Origin of the sequence: Spirillospora sp. NPDC048911, assembly GCF_043198015.1 — a bacterium.
Classification (GTDB): Bacteria; Actinomycetota; Actinomycetes; order Streptosporangiales; family Streptosporangiaceae; genus Spirillospora.
In genome coordinates this window covers 5,228-28,341 of sequence record NZ_JBICUD010000004.1, presented here as the reverse complement: position 1 = coordinate 28,341, position 23,114 = coordinate 5,228, and the positions used below count along the sequence as shown (strand labels likewise).

General features: G+C 72.2%; 20 protein-coding genes and 1 pseudogene. 5 read left to right on the top strand and 16 right to left on the bottom strand.

Going from position 1 to position 23,114, the window contains the following annotated elements; all coding sequences use genetic code 11:
* Positions 1-109: 109 nt before the first annotated feature.
* The 10 genes and pseudogenes from ACGFNU_RS18295 to ACGFNU_RS18250 all read right to left on the bottom strand — a co-directional run bounded on the left by ACGFNU_RS18295 (position 110) and on the right by ACGFNU_RS18250 (position 11,708).
* Positions 110-1,123 carry a TerC family protein gene (locus ACGFNU_RS18295; RefSeq protein ID WP_392594981.1) on the bottom strand — a complete coding sequence of 338 codons (1,014 nt, stop codon included), beginning with the start codon at positions 1,121-1,123 and terminating at the stop codon, positions 110-112.
* A 239-nt stretch (positions 1,124-1,362) separates the two neighbouring features.
* Positions 1,363-2,607, bottom strand: a complete 1,245-nt coding sequence (locus ACGFNU_RS18290) for a glycosyltransferase family 4 protein (protein WP_392594979.1) — start codon at positions 2,605-2,607, stop codon at positions 1,363-1,365.
* Positions 2,600-4,225, bottom strand: a complete 1,626-nt coding sequence (murJ, locus tag ACGFNU_RS18285) for a murein biosynthesis integral membrane protein MurJ (protein WP_392594977.1) — start codon at positions 4,223-4,225, stop codon at positions 2,600-2,602. The genes ACGFNU_RS18290 and murJ overlap by 8 nt, the downstream gene beginning before the upstream one ends.
* Positions 4,226-4,238: 13 nt before the next feature.
* Positions 4,239-5,327: a hypothetical protein gene (locus tag ACGFNU_RS18280; RefSeq protein WP_392594975.1), complete on the bottom strand. Its 1,089-nt coding sequence runs from the start codon at positions 5,325-5,327 to the stop codon at positions 4,239-4,241.
* A complete protein-coding gene (locus tag ACGFNU_RS18275) occupies positions 5,324-6,283 on the bottom strand; it encodes a copper transporter (protein WP_392594973.1) in 960 nt (319 codons plus the stop codon). The genes ACGFNU_RS18280 and ACGFNU_RS18275 overlap by 4 nt, the downstream gene beginning before the upstream one ends.
* Positions 6,280-7,518, bottom strand: a complete 1,239-nt coding sequence (gene steA, locus ACGFNU_RS18270) for a putative cytokinetic ring protein SteA (RefSeq protein WP_392594971.1) — start codon at positions 7,516-7,518, stop codon at positions 6,280-6,282. The genes ACGFNU_RS18275 and steA overlap by 4 nt, the downstream gene beginning before the upstream one ends.
* Positions 7,519-7,740: 222 nt before the next feature.
* Positions 7,741-9,438 carry a DNA repair protein RecN gene (recN, locus tag ACGFNU_RS18265; protein WP_392594969.1) on the bottom strand — a complete coding sequence of 566 codons (1,698 nt, stop codon included), beginning with the start codon at positions 9,436-9,438 and terminating at the stop codon, positions 7,741-7,743.
* Between the two features lie 235 nt (positions 9,439-9,673).
* A pseudogene (locus tag ACGFNU_RS18260) lies at positions 9,674-10,549 on the bottom strand (NAD kinase); the annotation flags it as partial.
* A gap of 11 nt (positions 10,550-10,560) precedes the next feature.
* Positions 10,561-11,370, bottom strand: coding sequence for a TlyA family RNA methyltransferase (locus tag ACGFNU_RS18255; RefSeq protein WP_392594968.1), 810 nt, complete (start codon positions 11,368-11,370; stop codon positions 10,561-10,563).
* Positions 11,367-11,708, bottom strand: coding sequence for a hypothetical protein (locus ACGFNU_RS18250; protein WP_392594966.1), 342 nt, complete (start codon positions 11,706-11,708; stop codon positions 11,367-11,369). Before ACGFNU_RS18250 ends, ACGFNU_RS18255 begins: the two co-directional genes overlap by 4 nt.
* Positions 11,709-12,188: 480 nt before the next feature.
* Here ACGFNU_RS18250 and ACGFNU_RS18245 point away from each other — a divergent pair, with 480 nt between their 5' ends.
* Positions 12,189-12,530 (top strand): SCP2 sterol-binding domain-containing protein, encoded by a 342-nt coding sequence (locus ACGFNU_RS18245; protein ID WP_392594964.1) that lies wholly within the window; start codon positions 12,189-12,191, stop codon positions 12,528-12,530.
* 52 nt (positions 12,531-12,582) lie between these two features.
* On the opposite strand, the gene ACGFNU_RS18240 is transcribed toward ACGFNU_RS18245, so the two are convergent.
* Positions 12,583-13,623 carry a glycerophosphodiester phosphodiesterase family protein gene (locus ACGFNU_RS18240; RefSeq protein WP_392594962.1) on the bottom strand — a complete coding sequence of 347 codons (1,041 nt, stop codon included), beginning with the start codon at positions 13,621-13,623 and terminating at the stop codon, positions 12,583-12,585.
* A gap of 173 nt (positions 13,624-13,796) precedes the next feature.
* On the opposite strand from ACGFNU_RS18240, the gene ACGFNU_RS18235 reads away from it, so the two are divergent.
* A complete protein-coding gene (locus ACGFNU_RS18235; protein ID WP_392594960.1) occupies positions 13,797-15,083 on the top strand; it encodes a vanadium-dependent haloperoxidase in 1,287 nt (428 codons plus the stop codon).
* Positions 15,084-15,115: 32 nt separating this feature from the next.
* Here ACGFNU_RS18235 and ACGFNU_RS18230 read toward each other — a convergent pair whose 3' ends face one another.
* Both ACGFNU_RS18230 and ACGFNU_RS18225 read right to left on the bottom strand, forming a co-directional pair.
* On the bottom strand, positions 15,116-16,120 hold the full coding sequence (locus ACGFNU_RS18230) for an HAD-IIA family hydrolase (RefSeq protein WP_392596458.1): 1,005 nt from the start codon (positions 16,118-16,120) through the stop codon (positions 15,116-15,118).
* A gap of 41 nt (positions 16,121-16,161) precedes the next feature.
* On the bottom strand, positions 16,162-16,599 hold the full coding sequence (locus ACGFNU_RS18225) for a tetratricopeptide repeat protein (protein ID WP_392594958.1): 438 nt from the start codon (positions 16,597-16,599) through the stop codon (positions 16,162-16,164).
* 66 nt (positions 16,600-16,665) lie between these two features.
* On the opposite strand from ACGFNU_RS18225, the gene ACGFNU_RS18220 reads away from it, so the two are divergent.
* Positions 16,666-17,979, top strand: a complete 1,314-nt coding sequence (locus ACGFNU_RS18220; RefSeq protein ID WP_392594956.1) for a DUF1015 family protein — start codon at positions 16,666-16,668, stop codon at positions 17,977-17,979.
* Here the strand turns inward: ACGFNU_RS18220 and ACGFNU_RS18215 are convergent.
* Positions 17,976-18,356 carry a single-stranded DNA-binding protein gene (locus ACGFNU_RS18215; RefSeq protein ID WP_392594954.1) on the bottom strand — a complete coding sequence of 127 codons (381 nt, stop codon included), beginning with the start codon at positions 18,354-18,356 and terminating at the stop codon, positions 17,976-17,978. The genes ACGFNU_RS18220 and ACGFNU_RS18215 overlap by 4 nt on opposite strands.
* 107 nt (positions 18,357-18,463) lie before the next feature.
* Here ACGFNU_RS18215 and ACGFNU_RS18210 point away from each other — a divergent pair, with 107 nt between their 5' ends.
* The gene (locus tag ACGFNU_RS18210; protein ID WP_392594952.1) at positions 18,464-19,402 is read left to right on the top strand and encodes an MBL fold metallo-hydrolase; all 939 of its coding nucleotides are present in this window, start codon (positions 18,464-18,466) and stop codon (positions 19,400-19,402) included.
* A gap of 38 nt (positions 19,403-19,440) precedes the next feature.
* On the opposite strand, the gene ACGFNU_RS18205 is transcribed toward ACGFNU_RS18210, so the two are convergent.
* Positions 19,441-20,610 carry an alkaline phosphatase PhoX gene (locus ACGFNU_RS18205; protein WP_392594950.1) on the bottom strand — a complete coding sequence of 390 codons (1,170 nt, stop codon included), beginning with the start codon at positions 20,608-20,610 and terminating at the stop codon, positions 19,441-19,443.
* Between the two features lie 166 nt (positions 20,611-20,776).
* On the opposite strand from ACGFNU_RS18205, the gene ACGFNU_RS18200 reads away from it, so the two are divergent.
* Positions 20,777-20,953: a hypothetical protein gene (locus ACGFNU_RS18200; RefSeq protein WP_392594948.1), complete on the top strand. Its 177-nt coding sequence runs from the start codon at positions 20,777-20,779 to the stop codon at positions 20,951-20,953.
* Between the two features lie 358 nt (positions 20,954-21,311).
* On the opposite strand, the gene ACGFNU_RS18195 is transcribed toward ACGFNU_RS18200, so the two are convergent.
* Complete coding sequence (locus ACGFNU_RS18195; protein WP_392594946.1) at positions 21,312-22,379, bottom strand: hypothetical protein; 1,068 nt, start codon at positions 22,377-22,379, stop codon at positions 21,312-21,314.
* Between the last annotated feature and the right edge of the window lie 735 nt (positions 22,380-23,114).

The window sequence follows — 23,114 nt, the reverse complement described above, 5'->3', positions numbered from 1 at the left end:
TCACCTTCTCCCAAGAGCCCATGCCGTTCCCGAACCAGGGCGCTCCGCGAACGCTGTCGACACCAATTCTAGAACAACGTTCTGGTCCTCTGGAGGAGTGACCTTACTCTCACACCGAATCCGACTCCAGCGTCGTGGCCCGCTCGCCGGACGTGTCGTCGGGCGAGGCTTCGGACACGGCCTTGGCGGGACGCTTCGGACGGGCGAGGCTCGCCACGGTGACGGCGACCAGGGTGCCGCCGATCACGCCGAGGGACAGCCAGATCGGGATCTCCGGCGCCCACGACACGCCGTACTCGTGCAGCGCGTGGAGGATCAGCTTGACGCCGATGAAGCCGAGGATGAAGGCCAGCCCATGGCCGAGGTAGACCAGGCGCTCGGCGAGCCCGCCGAGCAGGAAGTAGAGCTGCACCAGGCCCATCAGGGCGAACGCGTTGGCGGTGAAGACCAGGTAGGGCTCGGTGGTCAGGCCGAAGATCGCGGGAATGGAGTCCAGCGCGAACAGCACGTCGGTGGAGCCGATCGCGATCATCACGATGAGCAGCGGCGTGACCATGCGCCGGCCGTTCCGCCGGGTGACGATCTTGTTGCCCTCGTACTCGTCGGTCGTGGGGATGAACCGCTTGGCCATCCGCAGCAGGCGGTTCTCGTTGAACTCGTCCTCGTCGTCACCGCGCACCAGGCCGATCGCGGTCCAGATCAGGAAACCGCCGAAGATGAAGAAGACCCACGTGAACTGCGAGATGGCCGCCGCGCCGACCGCGATGAAGACGCCGCGGAGCAGCAGCGCGATCACGATGCCGACCATCAGCACCTTGTGCTGGGCGTGCTTGGGGACGGCGAACCTGGCGAGGATCACCATGAAGACGAAGAGATTGTCGACGCTGAGGCTCTTCTCGGTGACGAAGCCACCGAAGTACTCGGCCGCGTAGCGGCCTCCCGAGAAGGCCCAGACACCGAGGCCGAAGGCAACGGCCAGACCGATGTAGACGACGGACCAGAACGCGGCCCTGCGGGTGGTGAACTCCTTGGTCTCGTCCCTGTTGATCAGAAACAGGTCGACCGTGATGATGGCGAGGATCCCGATCAGGGTCAGGGCCCACACCCATGGCGATACGTTCAACGTGACACCTCCGGCGGCATGACGAAGCGCCGGAGGTCTCTCCCGCCTGGGCTGGCAGGCCGACGGCCCCGGGCCGATATGGATCGACCGTGCTGACGAGACCGCCGCGCAGGGATACTCCCCTCCACTACTCCCTTCCAACGCCCGCCACGATCTTTCCGTTCCAGGTCGCGGGAACTTTTTGCGAAAACCTCGAAACTCGCCCCGAGCACCGCGAACTCAGCACCCGCGAAGGCCGTCTAAGGCGCCTTCGCGTGGAGCTGGAGGTAGAGGGCGGCGAGCTGGTCGACGGCGTCGGCCTCGGTCGGGAGCGCCGTGGCGCGCTGGGCCGCGGCCGCGCCGAGCCGGACGGCCAGGGCCGGGTCGTCGAGGATGCGGCTGACGGCCCGTTCCAGCGCCGCGGCGTCACCGGACGGCACCAGCAGCGCGGCGTCGCTTTCGGGCCCGTGCAGCAGCGGCCCGCCGGCGGCTGAGCCGGGCGCCGCCGCGTCCTCCACCCCGACCATCGCCGGGATCCCGCCGACGCGGGTCGCGACCAGCGGCCGTCCCGCGCGGAGGATCTCCTGGACGATCAGCGGCTGTCCCTCCCAGACGCTCGGCACCACGGCGATGTCGGAGGCGGCGAGGAGGGCCGGGACGTCCGGACGGCGGCCCAGGAGCCGCACCGGGAGGTGTTCGGCCTCGATCCGGGCCCGGAGATCGGCCTCCAGCGGGCCGTCACCGGCGATCACGACCAGCGGGGCGGGGCTCCGGCGGCCCCAGCCCGCCGCGGCGTCCAGCAACGCCGGGAGGCCCTTCTGGTCCGCGAGCCGCGCCACCGTGAGGATCAGGGGCCGCTCCCCCACGCCGAGCTCGGCCCGCACGTCCGCCCGCACGGCGGGGCCGGGCTGCGTCAGGGGCGCCGGGGCGGGGACGAGCGCGTGCCCGACCGACCGGGCTCCGAGGGCGCGCATCCGTTCCTCCAGGTCCGGCGACACGCCGAGGACCTCATCGGCGCCACGCGCCACGACCCGTTCCAGGGCCCCGTAGACCGCGGCCGTCCTGCCGCCGGTGATCACCGCGTTGTGGAGCGTCACGACCAGCGGGGGTCCGCCCTTGGCGAACCGCAGCGGACCGGGCGCGACCCGGGCGCAGGCGGCGACCGCGAGCGCCCCGGCCCGCAAGCCGTGCGCGTGGACGACGTCGGCGTCGCGCAGCAGCGTGCGCAGCCTCCGGACCGCCTTGGCGTCACTCAGCGGGCGCGGGCGATCGGCGAGATCGACCTCGGCGAACCGCGCGCCCACCCTGGTGAAGCCGAACAGGTCCTCGGTCGCGGCGGGCCCGCACACCAGGACGCGGGCGCCGGCCCCCGCCAGTCCCGCCGCCGTGGACAGCACGTGCCGCCCCACCCCGCCCGCGCTGGTCCCCAGGACGAGCGCGACCCGCAGGCCCGCCGGCCCCCTGGACGACATCGCGTCGGTTTCGGACTTCGCCCGGTCAGACATTGCGCGTCACCTTCCGGCTGAGTACGGCCCGCAGATCCCGGCCGTCGATCATGAACGCGACCAGCAGGAACACCACGGCCGCGACCAGGGCCGCCAGCGCCCCGACCCCGGCGTTGGCCACCTGGCCGCCGGTGCCGAACGCCGCGGCGGTGGCGTATCCCGCCGCGCCGCCCGCACCGCCGCCGGCCAGGCCGGCGGCCAGCGCGCGCGGCACGCCGTGCACCGCCGCGCGGCCCCTCGCCCGGACGAGCGTCCCCAGCAGCAGTATCCCGGCCACGGTCATCCCGGCGGCGTTGCCGAAGCCCAGTGCCGCGACGACCCACGTCTCGTCCACCGACAGGACGAGCACCAGGTCGGCGGCCATCACCACCAGCCATCCCGCGACGACGGCGAGGGCACCCATCCTGCCGCGGTGGCACGCGAACAGCACGCGGCCGAGGTGGGCGACCAGGCCGTAGCCGAGAAGCCCCGGCGCGAACGCGTACACGGCCCGGCTGAGGACCTCCTGCTGAAGCGGCCGGCCGGGGTTGAACAGCGCGGCGACCGGCAGCGCCACCGCGACGAGCGCGGCGGCGCCCGCGCAGGAGACCAGGATGACGCCGCGAGTGGTCGCGGCCGTGATCTGGTCGAAGCGGCCGGTGTCGCCCTCGCTCAGGCGCGCGGACAACATCGGGAACGCGCTGGTCGCGATGGGCACCGCGAGGATCGCCCAGGGCAGCAGATAGATCGCCCAGGCGTACTGGTAGTTGGCGAGGGCGCCGCCCGTCCCCTCGTAGCTGAGGCGGACGACGAGCAGGGCCGAGAGCTGCTGTGCCGCGACCGTGGCGAGCCCGGCGACGGCGAGCCGCCGGACGCGCCGCGCGACGCCGTCGGGAAACCTCAACGTCGGCCGCAGCCCGAGGCGCAGCCGCCATGCCGCGACGCCCGCCGTGACCGCCATCGCGACGCCGCCCATCGCGGTGCCGATCGACAGCACCAGCTCGGCGGAGAGCGGCAGGTGCTCCAGGTCGTTCTCGAAGCCGCGCCCGAGCGGCGCGTACACCAAATACGCGCCGATCACGACGAGGCTGGACATCAGCGGCGCGAGCGCGGGTGCAACGAACCGGCGGTGCGACTGCAGGACCCCGTAGAGCACCACCGACAGCCCGTACATCACCATCTGCGGCGCCATGATCGCCAGCATGCCGGAGCCGGTGGAGACGATCCCCGAGCGCGAGCAGCCGCTGAGGTCGCCGCCGACCATCAGCCGCATGACCGGGCCCGCGAGCAGCGCCATCAGCGCCGACAGCGGCACCATCAGCACGACGATCCAGGTCAGCAGCGCCGAGGTGATCCGCCGTACCTCCTCGCGGTCACCGCGTTCGGCGGGCCCCGCGAGCACGGGGATGACCATGCTGGCCAGCGCGCCGCCCGCCACGATCTCGTACACGATGCTCGGGAACTGCGTCGCCGTGAAGTACGCCTGGCTCAGGCACGACGTCGTGACCGTCTGCGAGAAGGCGTACGTGCGCCCGAACCCCGCCAGCCGGGACAGCACGGTGATGATCCCGATGACGACGGCGGCCCCGGCGAGGCCGCGCGTGAGGCCGCCGCTGAGACGGCGGGAACGAGGTGACAAGGTGCCGCGACCGTCAGCCCGTAGGGTCTCCCGCGCGCGAGTCGCCGGGCTCGGCATCGCCGGGCTGGGAATCGCGAGGCTGGGAAGCTTCGGGGCGGGGATCGGCCGCGGACTCCACCAGGTGCAGCCGAGCCAGCCGCGTGACGCGCCCGGACCCGGCAGGTCCGGACGTCGCGGTCGACGCGGCGGCACCGGCTCCCTGCGCGGTGTCGGCGGCGGGCTGGCGCGTCTGCGCGGCGGCGGGCTGTACGGCGACCGGGCGGCGGCCGAGCATGTCGACCCAGTCCAGCGCCGGGGTCTGCTTGATCACCTTGGTGAAGCTGACGAACTCGCTGGCGGTGTTGAGGCCGACGAGACCGGCGAGGACCGCCAGGCGCGGGCCGCGGCCCAGCCGGGTGGCGGCGAGGCCGAGCAGCGCGCCCAGGGCGTTGGAGCCGGTGTCGCCGAGCATCGCGCGTTCGCCCAGGTCTTCGGGGAGGAGCGCGGCGGCGGCGCCCAGGGGGGCGGCGACCACCGCGCCGGCGGACGAGGTCAGCGCCAGCGGCGTGCCGGTGATCAAGCCGACCTTGATCGCCCGGCCGGGACGCAGGTCGAAGAGGTTCATGAGGTTGGCGCCGCCCGCCACGAGGGCGCCGTTCACCAGGGTGTCGAACGCGCGGCCACCACGGCTGGGGGCGCCGGATCCGGCGATCGCGGCGGCCGCCAGGCCGGTGGCGCCGATGCCGAGGATCTTCACGGCGCCGCTGGTGACCTCACCGCGGGCCAGCGCGGTCAGGTGTCCCTTGAAGCCGCGCGAGGACGTCGTGCCCGCGAGGTCGTCGTAACCGCCGAGGACTCCGGAGCCCACGCCCGCGAGCAGCGCGGCGGCACGCATCCGGCCGCCGAGCCCGGGGGCGAGCAGGCCGCCCGCCGCGGCCCCCGCGACGAACGCGGGGCCCTCCAGCAGGGTGACGGGCTCGCCGCGATGGTTCGTCCGGCCCCACACCTCGTCGCCGGGCTGCCCGTTCACGCCGGGGGGACGCCGCGTCAGCGCCACGTAGGCCGCGCGGCCCGCGACCGCGCCGAGGGCCGTCCCGAGCAGGATCCGCCGCACCGCCGTCACCCGCTCTTCCCGGCGGCGGGCGCGGGCGAGGGCAGGTAGCCGCTCGCGTCCGGCCCGATGCCGTACTGCCCGGCCTTGCCCGCCAGCTCCTGCTGGAGCGCCAGGATCATCACGACCTGCCCGGAGGGCTGGTCGGCGACGTCGACGGAGGAGACGTTCTTCTCGGCGTCGGAGCCGCGCAGCGCGGCGATCAGCCCGCCGTTCTTCTGGGCCGCGGTGTTGGGGCCGCCGAGGGCGGACCCCCGGTCGGCGGCGTCGAGCGCGGTGGTGAGGGAGAGCAACGCCTGGTTGTCGGTCTCCCCGCCGCCGCCGGTGTAAGGGGTGGAGGGTGCCATCACGACGGCGAGTGTCGCATGCTGGCCGGGCTTCCCGCTGGTGGTCACGTAACCCGCCTGCTTGAAGCTGTTGAGGATCGTGCCGCCGGAGGCGTCCTCCCGGCCCGCCTTGGCCGCGTCCTTGGTGACGATCGCGCTGGCCAGGACCGCGCCGGCCTTGTCGTAGGAGTCGGCGTCGCCGGCGAAGGCGACCCCCTCGGGCTTCAGCTGGTTGGCGAGCTCCTCGACCGTCTGCTTCTGGTTGTCGTCGAGGAACTTCGTCTGGAGCGTCACCCGGCCGGTCACCGCGGCGCCCGCCTGCTGCGCGAGGTCGCTGAGCTGCTCGAGCGCGTCGCTGCCGGCGCCGGGCAGCTCGACGAAGACCACCGACTGGCCCCTGAGCCGGTCGGCGACGGTCTGCGGCCCGAGCACCTGGGCGAACTGCTCGTCCCCCTTGATCTGCTTGCTCAGCTGCGCGTTCTCGTCGCGGAGCCGGTCACCGCGCTGCTGGGCCGCGTTGGCCTGGCTGCGCAGGCTGTCGGCGACCGACTGCGAGAGCGTCGTCGAGCCCAGGATGATGCCGAGGGCCAGCGCCAGGAAGATCGCGACGATGGAGACGAGGTGATAGCGGAAATCGATCACGTGAAGAGTCCGGTCAGCCAGAAGAGGAAGGCGTGCCAGCGGTCGGCCAGCAGCGGGAGCAGGACGTCCCCGGCCGGCGACATGATCACGGCGGTGGTCATGGCGATGAACGCGCCGAGCACCAGGAACAGCAGCGACCAGGTGGAGATGCGGCTGCGGTAGAGGCGGCTCACGCCCTTGGCGTCGACGAGCTTGCTGCCCACCCGGAGCCGGGTGAGGAACGTGCTCGCCATGCCCGCCCGGCCCTTGTCGAGGAACTCGACCATGTTGGCGTGCGTGCCGACCGCGACGATGAGCGTGGCGCCCTTGTCGTCGGCGAGCAGCATCGCGATGTCCTCGCTGGTGGCGGTCGCGGGGAAGGTGACGGCCTGCTGGCCGAGCTCCTCCACCCGCTTGAGGCCCGGCGCCCGGCCGTCGCGGTAGGCGTGCACGACGATCTCGGCGCCCGAGGTCAGCGCGTCGTCGGAGACCGAGTCCATGTCGCCGACGATCATGTCGGGCCGGTAGCCGGCCTCCATGAGCGCGTCCGCGCCGCCGTCCACGCCGATGAGCACCGGCCGGTATTCGCGGATGTACGGGCGGAGGGCGGCGATGTCCTCGCGGTAGTGGTAGCCGCGCACGACGATGAGGACGTGCCGGCCCTCGATGCGGGTGCTCACCTCGGGCACGCCGACGCCGTCGATGAGCAGGTCGCGCTCGCGCTTGACGTACTCCATCGTGTTGGCGACGAACGCCTCGAGCTGGTGGGACAGGCCCGCCTTGGCCTCGGTCAGCGCCGTCTCGACCGTCTCGGGCGTCTGCACGGTGCCCTTGGCGATCACCTCGTCGCCGCGGTAGACGGTCTCGTCCTCGATCCGGACGGGCTCGCCCTCCTTGAGCTTGGCGAAGATCTCCGGGCCGACGTCGTCCAGCAGCGGGATGCCGGCCTCGACGAGGATCTGCGGCCCCAGATTGGGATAGCGGCCGGAGATGCTCGGCGCGACGTTGACCACCGCGGCCACCTGGCAGGTCACCAGCGCCTCGGCGCTCACCCGGTCCAGGTCGACGTGGTCGATCACCGCCACCTCGCCCGCTTCCAGGCGTTTGGTGAGGTCCTTGGTGCGCCGGTCGAGCCGTGCCGTGGCGCTGATCCCGTGCTGGCCGTCCTCCCGGCCACGGCCCAGGGCGCGCACGCGCCGCTGGAGCTTCGGCGAGATCCGCGCGCGACGCTCGGTGATGGGAGACGGGTCGTTCATCGGATGACATCCTGCCAGAGCGCGGGAGGGGAGACCTGTAACGACGAGCGGCGAGGCGTGTTCGTTCGCGCACTCTCGGTCGCTTTGGACCGTTCGGCCGGTCCCGGTCTCGCGGACGGTGCTCCTCGCGCGTCAACGATCGCCGCCGCGCGGGTGTTCCGCCGGGACGGCCGTTCCCCGACGAGCGGATGCTCCGCGGCGACATGCGGTGCGTGGCCGCGGTCAGTGTTCCTCGGCGGCGAGCTGCAGAAGCTCCTCCGCGTGTGCTCGGCCCAGCTCCGAATCCTCCAGGCCGGCGAGCATGCGCGACAGCTCGCGCAGCCTGCCCTCGCGGTCGAGCGCGGTGACGCCGCTGCGGGTGACGAGGCCGTCGTCGGACTTCTCGACGAGCAGATGCTGATCGGCGAACGCGGCCACCTGCGGCAGGTGTGTGACGACGATCACTTGGGCGTTGCGGGCGAGCCGGGCCAGCCGCCGGCCGATCTCCACCGCGGCCTTGCCGCCGACGCCGGCGTCGACCTCGTCGAAGACGAACGTCGGGACGGGGTCGGCGCCGGCGAACACGACCTCGATGGCCAGCATGACGCGCGACAGCTCACCGCCGGAGGCGCCCTTGTGCAGCGGCAGCGGTTGCGCGCCCGGGTGGGGCGCGAGCCGCACCTCGACCTCGTCGGCGCCGTGCGGCCCGTAGTCGGGCGTCCGCGTGACCGAGACGACCACGCGCGCGTGCGGCATCGCGAGCGCGGTGAGCTCCTCGGTGACCGCCTCGGAGAACCGCTCGGCGGCGCGCGTGCGCACCTCCGTCAGCTCGGCCGCCTCGGCGGCCAGCCGTTCGGTGAGCTCGGTCTCTTCGGCCTGGAGGGCCTCGATGCGGTCGTCGTCGCCTTCGAGCTCGGTGAGCCGCGCGGCCGACGTGCGCGACCATTCGAGGACCCGGTCGAGGGTCTCGCCGTATTTGCGGGTGAGCCCGATCAGCTCGGCGCGGCGTTCCTGGACGGCGGCGAGCCGCGCCGGGTCGGCCTCGACGGACTCGGCGTACGCGGCCAGCTCGGTGCCGACGTCCGACACGAGGTAACCCGCCTCGGCCAGACGATCGGCGAGCGCGGCCAAGGCCGGGTCATGGTCGCGCACGGCGTCGAGCGCGTTGCGGGCCGAACCGAGCAGGCCGACGACGTTCGCCGCCTCCAGCACCGCGGCCGGATCACCGAGCAGCGCCTCGTGCGACGTCGTCGCGGCGGTGCGCAGGGCGTCGGCGTGCCCGAGCCGCTCCTCCTCGGCGGCCAGCTCCGCGTCCTCGCCCGGCTTGGGATCGACCTTCTCGATCTCCTCCAGGCCGAAGCGCAGCATGTCCGCCTCCTGCGCGCGGTCGCGCGCCCGGGTGGTCAGCTCCTCCAGCAGCGCCGTGACCTGCCGGTGCCGCTGGTAGGCGGTGGTGTAGGCGCGCATCGGCTTGGTGAGGGCGCCGCCCGCGTACCGGTCGAGCGACGCGCGCTGCCGGCCCGCCTGCAGCAGCCGCTGCTGGTCGGACTGCCCGTGCACGGCCACCAGGTCGTCGGCGAGGTTGATGAGCAGGCTGACCGGTACCGACCGGCCGCCGAGGAACGCGCGCGAGCGGCCCTCCGCCGAGACCGACCGGGTGATGATCAGCGTGTCGTCGTCCAGCTCGCCGCCGGCCTCCTCGACCCGGTCGAGCACCCGCCCGCCGGGATCGACGACGATCCGTCCCTCGACGGTCGCGCGTTCCGCGCCCGGCCGCACCCGCTGCGGATCGGCGCGGCCGCCGAACATCAACCCCAGGCTGGTGACCACCATGGTCTTGCCCGCGCCGGTCTCGCCGGTGACGACGTTGAACCCCGGCGACAGGTCCAGCACGGCCTCGTCGATCACGCCGAGGCCCTGGATCCGCACCTCATCGACCATCGGACGCACCAGCGTCAACCCCTCGCAAACAGTTCCCGGTTCCGCGCCTCGCTGTCTCGCTGTATCGCTGGTGAGATTATCGCTCTTGTCCACGTCCGGATTCCTCGCCCGCGGCAGGGATTTCGTCACAGACCGGTGCCACGCCCTTCGCGCCGTCGCCCGCGGCGCCGTCGTCGATGGTGTCTTCGCGCTGGACGCCGTCCCGATCCGCGGCCTCGGCGGCCTCGGCGTCGGCCTGGCGGACGCGGCCGCGCCAGCCGGTGACCGGCAGGCCGAACTTGGTGACCAGGCGGTCGGTGAACGGGGTCAGATGCAGGCGCGCGAGCCGCACCGGCTCGGCGCCCCGGCGCACCTCGATCCGCGCGCCGGGCGGCACGTCGAGCGTGCGGCGGCCGTCGCACCACAGCACGGCGCGCGGCGTGCCCGGCAGCACCTCCATCGCCACCACCGAACGCGGCGACACGACCATCGGCCGGGCGAACAGCGCGTGGGCGCTGATCGGCACGACGAGCATGGCCTCGACCTCGGGCCAGACGATCGGGCCCCCGGCGGAGAAGCCGTAGGCGGTGGACCCGGTCGGGGTGGCGCACACGACGCCGTCGCATCCCCAGTGGGACAGCGGCCGCCCGTCGATCTCGACGACGACCTCCAGCATGCGCTCGCGCTCGGCCTTCTCCACGGTGGCCTCGTTGAGCGCCCACGTGGTGCCCGTGACGGACCCGTTGCGGCGGACCGTGACGTCGATGGTCATGCGTTCTTCGACGTCGTAGCGCTTGGTGACGACACGTTCGACCGTGGCCGTCAGATCCTCGCGCTCGGCCTCGGCGAGGAACCCGACATGGCCGAGGTTGACGCCGAGCAGCGGCGTGCCCGCGGGCTTGGCGAGATCGGCGGCGCGCAGCAGCGTGCCGTCGCCGCCGAGCACCATGACGACCTCGGCGTCCACGGCGGCGGCCGCGGACGGCGGCATCACCTGCACGCCCGCGCAGCCGATGTCCTCGGCCTCGCCGACCAGCACGCGGACGCCGATCCCGGCGGCGGTGAGCCGCTCGATGACCAGCTGCGCGCTGCGCACCGCCTCCCGCCGCCCGGTGTGAGCGATGACCAGCACCGACCTTGTGCTCACTGGGGCCCCTCCGTGATGGCCTTCTTCAACTCGGACTCGTCCAGGGCCGGCGCGCCCGCGCGCAGCCACAGGAAGTACTCCACATTGCCCGATGGGCCGGGCAACGGGCTGGCGGTCACGCTTTTCACGCCCAGGCCGAGCGTCCGCGCGTGGGACGCCACGTCGCGCACCGCCTCGGCGCGCAGCTCGGGATCCCGGACCACACCGCCGGCGCCCACCCGTTCCTTACCCACTTCGAACTGCGGCTTGACCATGAGCGCGTAGTCGGCGTCCGGCGCGACGCACGCCTTGATCGGCCCGAGGACCAGCTTGAGGGAGATGAACGACAGGTCGCCCACGACGAGAGCGGGCGGTTCGTCGCCCGGCTGTCCCAGCTGCCCGGGCGTCAGATCACGGATGTTGACGCGTTCGAGCACGACGACGCGTTCGTCCGTGCGGAGGGACCAGGCGATCTGCCCGTAGCCGACGTCCACCGCGTAGACGCGGGCGGCGCCGGCGCGCAGGAGCACGTCGGTGAAGCCGCCGGTCGACGCGCCCGCGTCGAGGCAGACCCGCCCCTCGACGCGGAGATCGGCGAAGGCCTCCAGGGCCCCGGCGAGCTTGTGCCCGCCGCGCGACACGTACTCCGGTCCGCTCTCGGCCGTGTCGACCACGATCGCCGCGGCGGTCTCGACCTGCGTGGCCGCCTTGGCCGCGATCTGCCCGCCGACCTTGACGCGCCCGTCGGCGATGAGCTGCCCGGCGTGCTCCCGTGACCGCGCCAGCCCGCGCCGTACCAGCTCTGCGTCCAGCCGTCGTCGGCTCATCGCCCGTAGCCACCCGGCGGCATGCCGCCGCCCTGCCTGGGCGGCCCGCCACTCCCGTACCCAGGCCGCGCACCCCCCTGCCCAGGCGGCGTGCCGCCCTGCGCGGACGGAACGACGCCCGGACCTGGTGGACGGGGAACGGGCGGCCCGGATGGCCCGGCCTCCTCCTCGTCGGCGGAGACCAGGAGCTCCTGCAGCCGCTGGTGGACGTCCTCGAAGATCTCGACGTGGTCGGCCACCTGCGTACCGCCCAGCCCGCCCAGCGGCGCGAGCGCCGCGTCCACACGCGGGTCGCCGGTCGGCTCGGGCGGCGGCCCCGGACGGAACGGAGGCGCCACATAAGGCCCCGGCACCTGCCGCGAGCCCTCTCCGGCACCCAGCGGCCCCTGAGCGGTCGCAGACTCGTTCTCCGGCGCCTCGAAGCCCGCCACAGGCCCGGACGGCCCACTCCGTGCGGCAACGGGCGTCTCCTTCGCAAATGCCCCACCGCCGACCGTCTGCCCCCTGGGCGTCTCCCCCGCAGTCGTCTCAGCGTCGGCCGGTTGCCCCGCGGGCGCCTCAGGCGCGGTGGCCTCCGCTTCGGGCGCTGCGGGCAGGGGCGTCTCGGGCGTGGGCGTCTCCGGGTGGGGAGCGCCGTGTCCTGCCCCGGTCACGGGGCCGGGCGGGGTCGCCGCCTCGTGCTCCCCCGCAGCCTCGCCAGACGTCACGTTTACCTCCAAGATGACCCTCGCCGCGTGCCGCGGGTCGCTTCGGGTTCGGTCAGAACGCTACCGTCCCTTCACGACATCGTTGTCGAACGGACGGGGAACGGCCTGACCATGGCGAACGAGGAGGAGTGCCGCACCGCCCTCAACCTGGTGGCGGAGCGGCTCGCCGAGGTGGATCCCGGCAAGCTGGAGGAGCACGTCGTCGAACGGACGATCAGCTGCCGGATCCCCGACCTGGGCGTGGCCTACCTGACCAGGATCCACGCGGGCGGGCTGGACACGTTCGAGGCCACGCCGGACCCGAAGGCCGCCCAGGTCCGGTTGACGGTGAACAGCGACGACCTGGTCGCGCTCGCCAACGACGAGCTCAATCCCGCCAAGGCCTGGGCCAGCGGCCGGCTCAAGATCGAGGCGAGCATCTTCGACCTGCTCCGCCTCCGCAAGCTGCTGTGATCTCGAAAGCCCCGCCGTCCGTGGGCGGTAGGGCCTTCGCGCCGGCTCCGGATCAGCGTGCGTGATAGCGCCGCGGCAGCTTGAAGCCGCGCTCGGCCATCAGGACGCGCAGCCGGTCGGGATAGTCGGTGATGATCCCGTCGACCCCGTCGTCGATCAGCTTGTTCATGGTGGCGGGGTCGTCGACCGTCCAGGGGATGACCTTGATCCGCATCCGGTGCGCCTGGTCGACCATGGTCTTGGTGACGTACGGCCGGTAGTCCGGGTCGGTGACCTTGCCGTTCTGCGGGAAGCCGTGGACCGGCGAGAACGCCGCCGCGCCGAACGTCTTGATGGCCTTCAGCGGATCGCCGCCGAAGTCGTCGATGTCGATCCCGCCCAGCCACGGTGACCTGCCGGGCTGCCCGACCTGCAGAAAGTCGAAGTTCGTCAACGCCACGAGCGGCAACCGGCGTTCGACCTGGCGCATCCGCATCAGCGCGCCCCAGTCGAAGCTCTGGATCGTGACCTGCCGGAGCAGCCCCGCCCGGCGCACCTCGCGGGCCGTCACCCGCACGAACTGCTCGCGCGGCGCGGTCTCGCTCGGCGCCCCGGCCTCGACCTTGGTCTCCACGTTCAGCTTGACCCCGTACGCCCGGTACCGGTGGACGAGCCCGAACACCTCGCGCAGCAAGGGCATCTTGGCTCCCGGCACAGCGCGCTGACCGGGGAACTCGGGCAACGTCTGCGAGCCGCAGTCCATCGTCCGCACCTGCTTCAACGTCAGCGTGTTGATGTATTTGCCGACGTACGGGAACTCTGGGTCGCCGGCTATGGCCGGGGCGGTGTCCTTGCACTTCCTGGGGTTGATCCGCCGGTCGTGCGTGACGACCGCCTGCCCGTCCTCGGTGATCTGGACGTCGAGCTCCAGCGTGCTCACGCCCAGTTTCAAGGCGTTGGCGAACGTGGGCAAGGTGCTCTCGACCATCAGGCCGAGCCCGCCCCTGTGGGCCTGCAGATCGAAGCTCCTCCGCTGCCCCGCCCAGGCCGGTTGGACCGTTCCGACCGCCAGCGCGCAGCCGACGGCCGCAGCCACGACACGACGATTGCTCATCCGGGTACCCCTTCCGTCGGACCCACGGTCTGGCACGCGCGCGTCCCCCCGATGATTCCAAGAGGAACGATCAATGACGTCCAGGTGCCGATCTCGGCCAGGCCGATGCCGGTCCGCGCCATTGCCCGCGGCCACTCCAGATGGTCGGCTCAGGCGACGACTGCGAGGTGACCATGAAGAGAATCGTGTTCTGCTGCCTCCTGATCATGGCGCTGGCGAGTGCCCAGCCCGCGTCGGCGAAGCCCCGGACCGCCCTGGATCCCGTCGCCGTCTGGAACGGGCTGGCGCTGGAAACGATCCGGCTCACCCGCGCCAGTGACGCCGACGCCGCCCGCTCGTACGCGATGGTGAACGCGGCCATCTACGACGCGGTGAACCCCCTCTCCGGCAAACGTCGCGCCCACCTGCTGAAGGCCCCCGACGGCGCGCCGCGGCACGGCGACCAGCAAGCGGCGGCCGTCACCGCGGCGCACGCCGTCCTCACCCGCCTCTACCCGGACCGGCGCGATCGCTTCGACGAACAACTGGCCGCGGACCTGGCCAAACTCGGCACAGGCCCGCGCGTGTCCTCTGGCCGCGCGTGGGGTCAATCCGTCGGGACGTACATCTTCAACATCCGGGCCTCGGACGGATCACGCCCGGTGGAGACCCAACCGGCCGGTTCGGGCCCGGGGATCTTCACGCAGTCGTGGTCCGGCGCCCAATACCGGAACATGGTCCCGTTCGGCATCCTCGACGCCGCCCGCTACGTCGCCCTCGGCCCGCCCCCGCTCACGAGCCTCGACTACGCGGCGGCCTACTCCGAGATCAAGCTGGTCGGCGACGCCCGCATCCCGGACGCCGGCAAGTCCGCGCTCTACCAGTACTGGTCACTGCCCAGCGGCTCGGCCCAGCCCCCGGGCGAATGGCTCAAGATCGCCCTTGAGGTGTCGACGCCGCTCAGGCTGGCCGAGAAAGCACGCCTCTTCGCCCTCCTGGGCACCGCGCTCTCCGACGTCTCGATCCCGACCGTCCGGACGAAGTACGTCCACCGGCATTGGCGCCCGGAGACAGCGATCCAGCAGGACGACGGCAACCCGTACACCGAGAGGGACCCCGACTGGAGGGCTCGCGCGGGGAGCCCCGGCAGCACGCCCGAGTACGTCTCCGGCCACAGTTCGTTCAGCGCCGCCGCCGCGACCGTCCTGGCGGGTTTCTTCTGCGCCGACCGCATGAGATTCACCCACGTCACCGACTCGGCGCCCGCCGACCCGGCGACGGGCCGTCCGATGGAACGGACCTTCGCCGGCTTCTCCGAAGCCGCCGCCGACGCGGGCCGCTCGCGCGTGGTGGGCGGCACGCACTTCGAGTTCAGCAACCAGGCCGGCCTGACCATGGGCCGCACCGTCGCGGCGGAGATCCTCTCCCGCAAGCTCCTCCGCACGACCGGCCCAACCCACCACGGCCACTGCCCTCTGTAATAAAACGAGCACTGCCCTTCGCAACGAGCTGCTCAGTGGAGGGCTAGGTGGGTCAGGGCTGATTTGACGGATTCCGGGGTGGCGGGGATGTCGGTTCGCCAGGCGGCGGCCGCCAGGGCGCGGAGGCCGTCGTAGGGGTCGCCCTCGCCGGTGAGGGCGATCTGGTCGCCGTCCCAGCGGGCGGTCCAGCCGACGCACTGGTAGGCGTCGCCGTCCTGGCGTACGTCCGGGTGCGGGACGAGCAGGCCGGTGAGGTCGGCGGCCAGGTAGGTCGGGCGGTGGCGGGGCTCGGCGGTGAGGGCGGTGAGGGGGTCGGTGACGCCGGTGAAGACCAGCAGGCTGTCGGCCTCGCCGTTGTTGGCGCCCTCGATGTCGGTGTCCAGGCGGTCGCCGACGACGAGGGGACGCTGGGCACCGGTACGGATGATGGACTCGTGATGGAGGGGCCGCTCGGGCTTGCCGGTGACGATCGGCTCGACCCCGGTCGCGGTACGGATGACCTGCAGCAACGAGCCGTTGCCGGGCTTGGGCGGGCCGTCGGCGCCCGGGATCGTGAAGTCGCCGTTGGAACCGAGGAACAGGGCCCCCTCGCCGACGGCCTTGGCGCCTTCGGCGATCAGCCCGTAGGAGAGGTTGGGGTCGTAGCCCTGGACGACGGCGGCGGGGCGTTCGGAGGCGGTGGAGACGGGCCGCAGGCCGCGGGTGTAGAGCGCTTGGCGCAAGCCCATGCCGCCCACGACCAGGACCTTGGAATTCGCGGGCAGGCGTTCGGCCAGCAGGCGGGCTGCGGCCTGGGCCGAGGTCACGACGTCCTCGGCGGTGGCGGGCACACCCACCCGGGTCAGGAGCGCCGCGACCGCGCTGGGCGTACGGGAGGCGTTGTTGGTGACGAAGGCGAGCCGCTGACCAGCCGCGCGTGCCTTGGCGAGGGACTCGGCGGCGGCGTGGACGGGATGATGCCCCACGTAGACGACGCCGTCGAGGTCGAGCAGAGCGACGTCGTACGCCTCGCTCAACGGCCGGTCGCTGCCCCTCATCGTGCCCCTTTCGCCGCTCATGCCTTGATCGTACGGGGAGGTCATCTACGGGCGGCCAGGGTGGCCCGGACGTGCCGCAGCGCCTTGGAATAGTCCTTGTTCTCCGGCCGCATCGCGACCGCGAGCGCGAGGTGCTCGACCGCGGCCTCGAACTCGCCCATCCGGCTCAGCGACAGACCCAGCCCGAACAGCGCGTAGTCCTCCGCCGGGTCGGCCTCGACGATCCACCGGAAGCTGGCCGCCGCCTCGTCGAACAGCCGCGCCCCGTACTGGGCCCTGGCGAGCGCCTCCCGCACGCTGCGAGAGGTCGGCTCCGCGTCGGCCGCGCGCGTCAGCAACTGGACCGCGGCGGCCGGGCTGCCCGATCTGAGAAGCTCCAGGCCGCGCGTGTACCACTCGTAGACCCCGCCGTCGGGTGCGGCGGGCCCTGGATCCTCGCCCGGGGAATCCTCCGGCCGTCCCCGCCCTTGAACACTCACGTGGACCTCCCCTTCGACCCTCTCGACGGTACCCGGAGGCGGCGCGCGTCCCCGTCCCTGGTTACCATGCCCACAGTGGACGACGATCTCCCTTCCGGACTGGACCCAGAAGCGTTCAGCGCCTGGATCTTCGGCGCTCCCGGCCCGGCCGAGGCCGCCGGGCTGGAGCTGGCCCCGTTCCGGGGGGTGCGCTTCGCGCCCGAGGTCGTCGGCGATCTGGCCACCGTCACCTCGCCGCCGTACGACCTGATCGACGACGAGGCCGTCGCCCGCCTGATGGCCAGCGACGGGCACAACATCGTCCGCCTGATCCTCCCGCCGACGGCCGAGGAGGGCGCCGCCACGCTGCGGCGCTGGCTCGCCGACGGCGCGTTGACCATCGACCCGGAACCGGCCCTGTACGTCTACGAGGCGGCCCGGGACGGCACGCCGCTGCAGCGCGGCCTCATCGGCGCGCTGGGCCTGCGCGCCGAAGGCGACGGGGTCGTCCTCCCGCACGAGAACGTCTATCCGGGCCCGGTGCGCAACCGCCTGGAGCTGATGGCCGCCACCCGGGCCAACCCTGAGCCGATCTTCCTGGTCTACGAGGGCGACGGCGACGCCGCGCAGATCATCGACGAGATCGCCGGCACCGCCCCGCTCGTGGAGGTGCGATCGGACGGCCTGGTCCACCGGCTGTGGCGCACCACCGACCCCGTCGATCACGCCCGCGTGGCGGCGGACCTCGGCCCCCGCCAGGCGTTGATCGCCGACGGGCATCACCGGTACGCCACGTACCGGGCCCTCCAGGCTCGCCACCACGCGGCCGGAGACGGCCACGGGCCCTGGGATCACGGCCTCGCCCTCCTCGTCGACTCGACCCGCTATCCCCCGCATCTCGGCGCCATCCACCGCGTCCTGCCCGGCCTCCCGCCAGGCACCGCCGTGGAACGCGCCGCCGAGGTCTTTCACGTGACCGACCTGCCGGACCTCCCCACCGCCCTCGCGGCCCTGGCCGGCGCCGAGGGCCCCGCGTTCGTCCTCGGGGGCGCCGGATTCCACCTCCTCACCACCCCCGACTCGCTGCGCCTGCTCGACGCGATGCCCGCCGGCCATTCGGAACGCTGGAGCCGCCTGGACACCGCCGTCCTGGACACCCTCCTGATCGACGGCGTCTGGAACATCCCCGAAGACGAGCGCAGCGTCGAGGTCGTCCACGACGATCCCGCCGCCGCGATCGAACGAGCCCGCCGCACCGGCGGCACCGCTGTCATCCTCAACCCGCTCAAGGTCCAGGACGTCCTCGCCGTGGCGGGCCAGGGCGAACGAGTCCCCCGCAAATCCACCTCGTTCGGCCCCAAACCCAGAACCGGCCTGGTCCTCCGCCTCCTGGGCCGCTAAACGGCGTTGGGGGGTGACGTCGTCGCCGCTGGTGTGCTTTTCGCGGGTGAGGTGGGGGCTACGGCTATCAGGGCCGCCTCGTGTACTTCCACCTCGTATCGGCCTATGCCCAGCTCGTCCGGGCGCCAGAAACGGCGGCGCAGGGAGCCGTGAACCTCGATCAGGTCGCCGGCGCGCCAGGTGGGCGTCTGATCGATCACGGCGGGCTCGTACGTGGCGCAGGCGAGTGTGTCGACGACGCGACGGCCGGGGCTCTTGCGGGGGCGGTCCACGATCAGGCGCCAGGCCACGACCAGGCCGCCCGGTAAGGGGCGGCGGGCAGGATCCTCGGCCAGCCTTCCCAGCAAGGTCACGTCGTTGATGTGCGGGTAGACCATGAACGCTCCTCTCGGTGTGGAGTCCACGCTGCAACACGCGACCTCGGGAACGGAAGACCGGAGCGAAACTGTGGATAACCGCGCCACGACGGAGTGATGATCTACCAATGGACACCGAGACCACGGTCACGCCGCTCGGCGGTGACGTCTACGAGATCGACACGCGGATGGCGGGATACACGGGCATCACCGCCGGGTACCTGATCCTCTCCGACCGGCCCTGCCTGGTGGAGCCGGGCACGGCGGGATCGGCGCCCGTGGTGCGGCGGGCGCTGACCGAGCTGGGCGTGGGCCCGGCGGACCTGGCGAGCGTGGTCGTGACGCACATCCATCTCGATCACGCGGGCGGGGTCGGGGACATCGCCGAGATGTATCCGCAGGCCGAGGTGGTCGTCCACGAGAAGGGAGCGCGGCACCTGGCAGGGCCCGAACGCCTGATGCGCAGCGCTCGCATGGTGTACGGGGACGCGCTCGACACGCTGTTCGGCGAACTCAAGCCGACGGAGGCCGCGCGGATTCGCACCGTCGAGGACATCGGAACGATCGACCTCGGCGGTGGACGGCGCCTCGAGTCGTACTACTCCCCCGGGCACGCCAAGCACCATGTGGGCCTGATGGACTCACAGACCGGCGACCTGTACGTGGGCGACGCGGCCGGGATCTACATTCCCGAGACCGCGGACGTACGGCCTCTCACGCCGCCACCGGACTTCGACCTCGAAACGGCGCTGCGGTCGCTCGCCAAGTTCCAGTCCCTGCAACCTGAACGGCTGCTGTTCGCGCACTACGGCCCAGTGTCGGAGGTGACCGACACACTCGAACGGTCGGCCGAGGAGCTCCGGGTCTGGGTCGACGCCGTGAAGGACGCCCGGGACGAAGGGCTCGAACTGGACCACGCGGCCGCGATGGTGCTGGAACGGACGAAGGACCGCTACCGCATGACGAAGGAGATCACCGACCCCGAGTCCATCGAGAAGTACGAGATCCTCAACAGCGCGGTGAGCAACGTCGCCGGCATCATGCACGCCCTGGACCGGCACGCCTGACCGGTCGCGAGCCGCGATTCCGGCCGTGGGCGCGGCTCTCAGCGGCGGAACGGACCCGTCACCTCGAAGGTGTGGCCGTCCGTACCGGCGACGAAGCCGCTCTTGCCGCGCTGCGACGAGAAGTAGAGACGGGTGCCGTCGGGCGAGAAAGCCGGGCCGGTGATCTCGGACTTGTCATGGCCGAGGACGCGCAGGAACGGGGCGACCACGCCGCCGGGCGTGATGAGGTTGATCTCCATGTTGTCGCCGTCCTCGGCGATGTAGAGGTCGCCGGAGGCCGCGCCGGTGATGTTGTCGACACCGCGCAGCGGAGCCGCGCCGCCGGTCACGAGGTCGTCGTCGTACGCCAGGTCGAGCCGTTCGTTGACGGCGTCGTAGGCCCAGACGCGGTTGTCGCCCTTGGTCGTGAAGTAGCAGACGCCACCGGCGTAGTAGCAGCCCTCACCGCCGTTGAAGCGCATGGCGCCCGCGACCTGGTCACGGGTGGGAGTGATCCAGATTTCGGGATTCGGGACCTGCGCCCACCGCACGGCGCCGACGCCCGTGCCGACCAGCACCTCCAGGGTGCCGCTGGAGAGGTCCCCCCACGTCCTGGGCCGGAACCTGTAGAAGCAGCCGTTCCCCTGGTCCTCGGTGAGGTACACGACCTTGCGCACCGGGTCACTGGCGGCCGCTTCGTGCTTGAAGCGCCCCATGGCCGGGTGTGACTTCGCCGACTTCTGCCCGTAGGGGTCGGTCTCGTAGACGAGGCCGTAGTCGTGTTCCTCGCACGACAGCCAGGTGTTCCAGGGGGTCGCGCCGCCGGCGCAGTTGAGCGTCGTCCCGTTCAGGATGCGATAGGCGGACGTGATCTTGCCGGTCGCGTCGAACCGCACGGCCGAGACACCGCCCACGAGGGGCACCTCGGAGTTGCTCACATAGATCCAGCCGTCGCCGTCGCGGTAGCAGGCACCGCCGTCGGGCGCGGCGTGCCAGGTGTGCCGCGTGCCCTCGACGCGCTGCAACGAGCGCGCCACGATCCGGCTGGTGAAGCCCGCGGGCAACTGGACGCCGTTGCCGTCAGCCGCCAGCAGCGGGCCGTACGGGCTGGGCCCGGGCTGTGCGGGCCCGGCGAACGCCTGCTGCCACAACGCGCCGGAGAAGGCGGTCGTGCCGCCCGCGACGGCGGTGGCACGCAGGAACATGCGTCGGTTCAAGGAGATGGCCATGGTGCTCCTCACAGGCTCCACGCGACCGATGGAGTCCATCGCCACCGGATGACTCCGGTGACCCCCCGAACGACACGATCATGCGAATATCCGGTGAAATGCCCGCAGCAGTCAAGGCCCCGGCGGCAATCGCCGCAAAGGGGCCGGGGGCCGTCTCCAGCGGCGCATGGCAGACGGGCGCCAGACCGTCGAGATCCGCCCGCTGGTGATCATCGGCGTCCAGCAGAGGATCCACGCTCAAAGGCATTACCTGCGAGGTCTCAAGTCGGCGACGCCGAGCGCCGCCAGGGCTTACTTCGCCCTGGCGGCGGCACTGCCGACCAGACCAGCGCCGGAACGCTGACGAGTTCGGACGACCAGTTCAGAGCCCCGACCACCTCTACCAACGGACGCACCGATGCTCCCGCCCAACTCGCTAATGGGCCCAGCGGATGCGGCGGTGTCCCCGCCGTGCCCCACCGACGGGCCCAGCCGACGCGGCGGTGTCCCGCTGTGCCCCGCCGGTGGGCGCAGCAGTCGCAGTGGTGTCCCCGCCCTACCCCGCCGGTGGGTGCAGCGGACGCAGTGGTGTCCCCCGCCCTACCCCGCCAATGGGTGCAGCGGACGCAGTGGTGTCCCCCGCCCTACCCCGCCAATGGGTGCAGCGGACGCGGCGGTGTCCCCGCTCTACCTCGCCGGTGGGCCCAGCAGGGGGCTCGGCCCTACTCCGATGGCGGGCGCTGCTCCTGACCCGGGTCGTCGGTCGTCTTCGGCTCAAGGAAGACGACCGAGGGCTCCGGCGTATCGTCGCTCGGCTCCGTGCCGACGTCGGCGGCCTCGACGTCCTCAGCGGGCTGGAACGCGATGGCCGTGGGGTCGGGCGTCTCCAGAACCCCGATCTCCACGCCGTCGGGCACGAGCGACTCGGGCTCTTCACCAGACGGCCCAGCGGTCTCCTCGTCTTCCTCCGAAGCCTCGTCGGCCTCTGCAGACGCCTCGACCTCGCCGGCCGGAGAGTCCTCGACCTCGGCGCCTGCCGATTCCGGTGCCTCCGGCTCGGTAAGAGCGACGGTGGCCTCCGCCTCCGGAAGTTCGCCGACGAACTCCTCGTCGTCCTCGGTGTCGAGGATGTCGAGGCCTTCGATCTCGGCGTAACGTTCGGCGGCGTCGGTCTCGTCGTCCCGGTCGGCGGCGGCGGCACGCGCGAACCAGTCGCTCGCGTCCTCCATGCGGCCCGCTTCGGCGAGCGCGTCGGCGTAGGCGTAGAAAAGCCGTGCCGACCACGGACGCAGCCGCCGGTCCTTGAGCTCGGGAATCTGCAGCGTGACCACGGCGGCGTCGTACTGCCCCAGATCACGCCGGGCACCTGACTCGACGATGCGCAACTCGATGCGTCCCGTCTGGTCCAGATTCTTGGCCTCGGCCGACTTGATCAGGTCAAGGGCCCGCTCGGGACGCCCCAGGCCACGTTCGCAGTCGGCCATCACCGGCAGATAGGCGTCGTCGCCAGTGCTGAGCCGACGCGCGGCGCGCAGCTCGGCCAGGGCCTCCGCCCACTCGCCGGCGCGGTAGGCGGCCAGCCCGGCCGCCTCGCGGACGAGCCCGACACGGGAAGCCAGCCGCCGCGCCTCCCGGGCGTGCTTGTACGCCGCCTCAGGGTCTTCCTCGGCCAGCCTTCCGGCCATCACGAGGCGACGGGCCACCCGCTCGGCCAGGTCCTTCGGCAGGGTGCGCAGCTCTACGCGCGCGTCCGCGTCCAGTTCCTCGCCGGTGACGTCCTCGGGCAGCATCGGAAGGTCGGACGGAGGGGCCTGCCCCTCGCGATCGCGCTGAGCCCCGCGGTCGCGCGGCGGCCCATAGGACCGGCCGTCATCCTCACGCGGACGACGGTCGCGATCGCCGAACGGCTTGCCCCGGCCACCGCTGCCGCCGCGCGGCCTGTCCCGGTCACCGAACGACTTGCCCGGACGCGAGCCGCGCCTGTCGTCCCGATCGCCATACGGCCGCGAGCCGCCCCCACGGGGCTTGTCGCGGTCGCCGTACGGCCTGGAGCCGCGCCGGTCGTCCCGATCGCCGTACGAGCGCGAGCCACCGCGATCGCCATAGGCCCTCGGACCGCGCCGGTCATCGCGGTCGCCGTAAGGCTTCGGCCCACGTCTGTCGTCACGATCCCCGTAGGGCTTGGAACCGCCCCGATCGTCCCGGTCACCATAGGTTCCGGGGCCACGCCGATCGCGATCACCGTAAGCCTTGGGCCCACGCTTGTCGTCACGATCGCCGTAGGGCTTGGAACCGCCCCGGTCATCACGGCCGCCGTAAGACTTCGGTCCGCGCTTATCGTCGCGATCCCCGTAAGCCCTGGGCCCACGCCGATCATCCCGGTCGCCATAAGCCCTCGGACCACGCTTGTCATCGCGGTCACCGTAGGACTTGGAACCGCCCCGGTCATCACGGCCGCCGTAAGACTTCGGTCCGCGCTTATCGTCGCGATCCCCGTAAGCCCTGGGCCCACGCCGATCATCCCG

Bases quoted from the DNA above. Each gene is read 5' to 3' on its own strand.
- ACGFNU_RS18220 (WP_392594956.1), top strand. From the start codon at position 16,666: ATGCCCACAGTGGACGACGATCTCCCTTCCGGACTGGACCCAGAAGCG.
- ACGFNU_RS18200 (WP_392594948.1), top strand. From the start codon at position 20,777: ATGGCAGACGGGCGCCAGACCGTCGAGATCCGCCCGCTGGTGATCATC.
- ACGFNU_RS18235 (WP_392594960.1), top strand. From the start codon at position 13,797: ATGAAGAGAATCGTGTTCTGCTGCCTCCTGATCATGGCGCTGGCGAGT.
- ACGFNU_RS18255 (WP_392594968.1), bottom strand. From the start codon at position 11,370: ATGAGCCGACGACGGCTGGACGCAGAGCTGGTACGGCGCGGGCTGGCG.
- ACGFNU_RS18245 (WP_392594964.1), top strand. From the start codon at position 12,189: ATGGCGAACGAGGAGGAGTGCCGCACCGCCCTCAACCTGGTGGCGGAG.
- ACGFNU_RS18215 (WP_392594954.1), bottom strand. From the start codon at position 18,356: ATGGTCTACCCGCACATCAACGACGTGACCTTGCTGGGAAGGCTGGCC.
- ACGFNU_RS18210 (WP_392594952.1), top strand. From the start codon at position 18,464: ATGGACACCGAGACCACGGTCACGCCGCTCGGCGGTGACGTCTACGAG.
- steA (WP_392594971.1), bottom strand. From the start codon at position 7,518: ATGAACGACCCGTCTCCCATCACCGAGCGTCGCGCGCGGATCTCGCCG.
- ACGFNU_RS18230 (WP_392596458.1), bottom strand. From the start codon at position 16,120: ATGAGGGGCAGCGACCGGCCGTTGAGCGAGGCGTACGACGTCGCTCTG.
- recN (WP_392594969.1), bottom strand. From the start codon at position 9,438: ATGGTCGATGAGGTGCGGATCCAGGGCCTCGGCGTGATCGACGAGGCC.
- ACGFNU_RS18290 (WP_392594979.1), bottom strand. From the start codon at position 2,607: ATGTCTGACCGGGCGAAGTCCGAAACCGACGCGATGTCGTCCAGGGGG.
- ACGFNU_RS18240 (WP_392594962.1), bottom strand. From the start codon at position 13,623: ATGAGCAATCGTCGTGTCGTGGCTGCGGCCGTCGGCTGCGCGCTGGCG.
- ACGFNU_RS18195 (WP_392594946.1), bottom strand. From the start codon at position 22,379: ATGCTGCCCGAGGACGTCACCGGCGAGGAACTGGACGCGGACGCGCGC.
- ACGFNU_RS18205 (WP_392594950.1), bottom strand. From the start codon at position 20,610: ATGGCCATCTCCTTGAACCGACGCATGTTCCTGCGTGCCACCGCCGTC.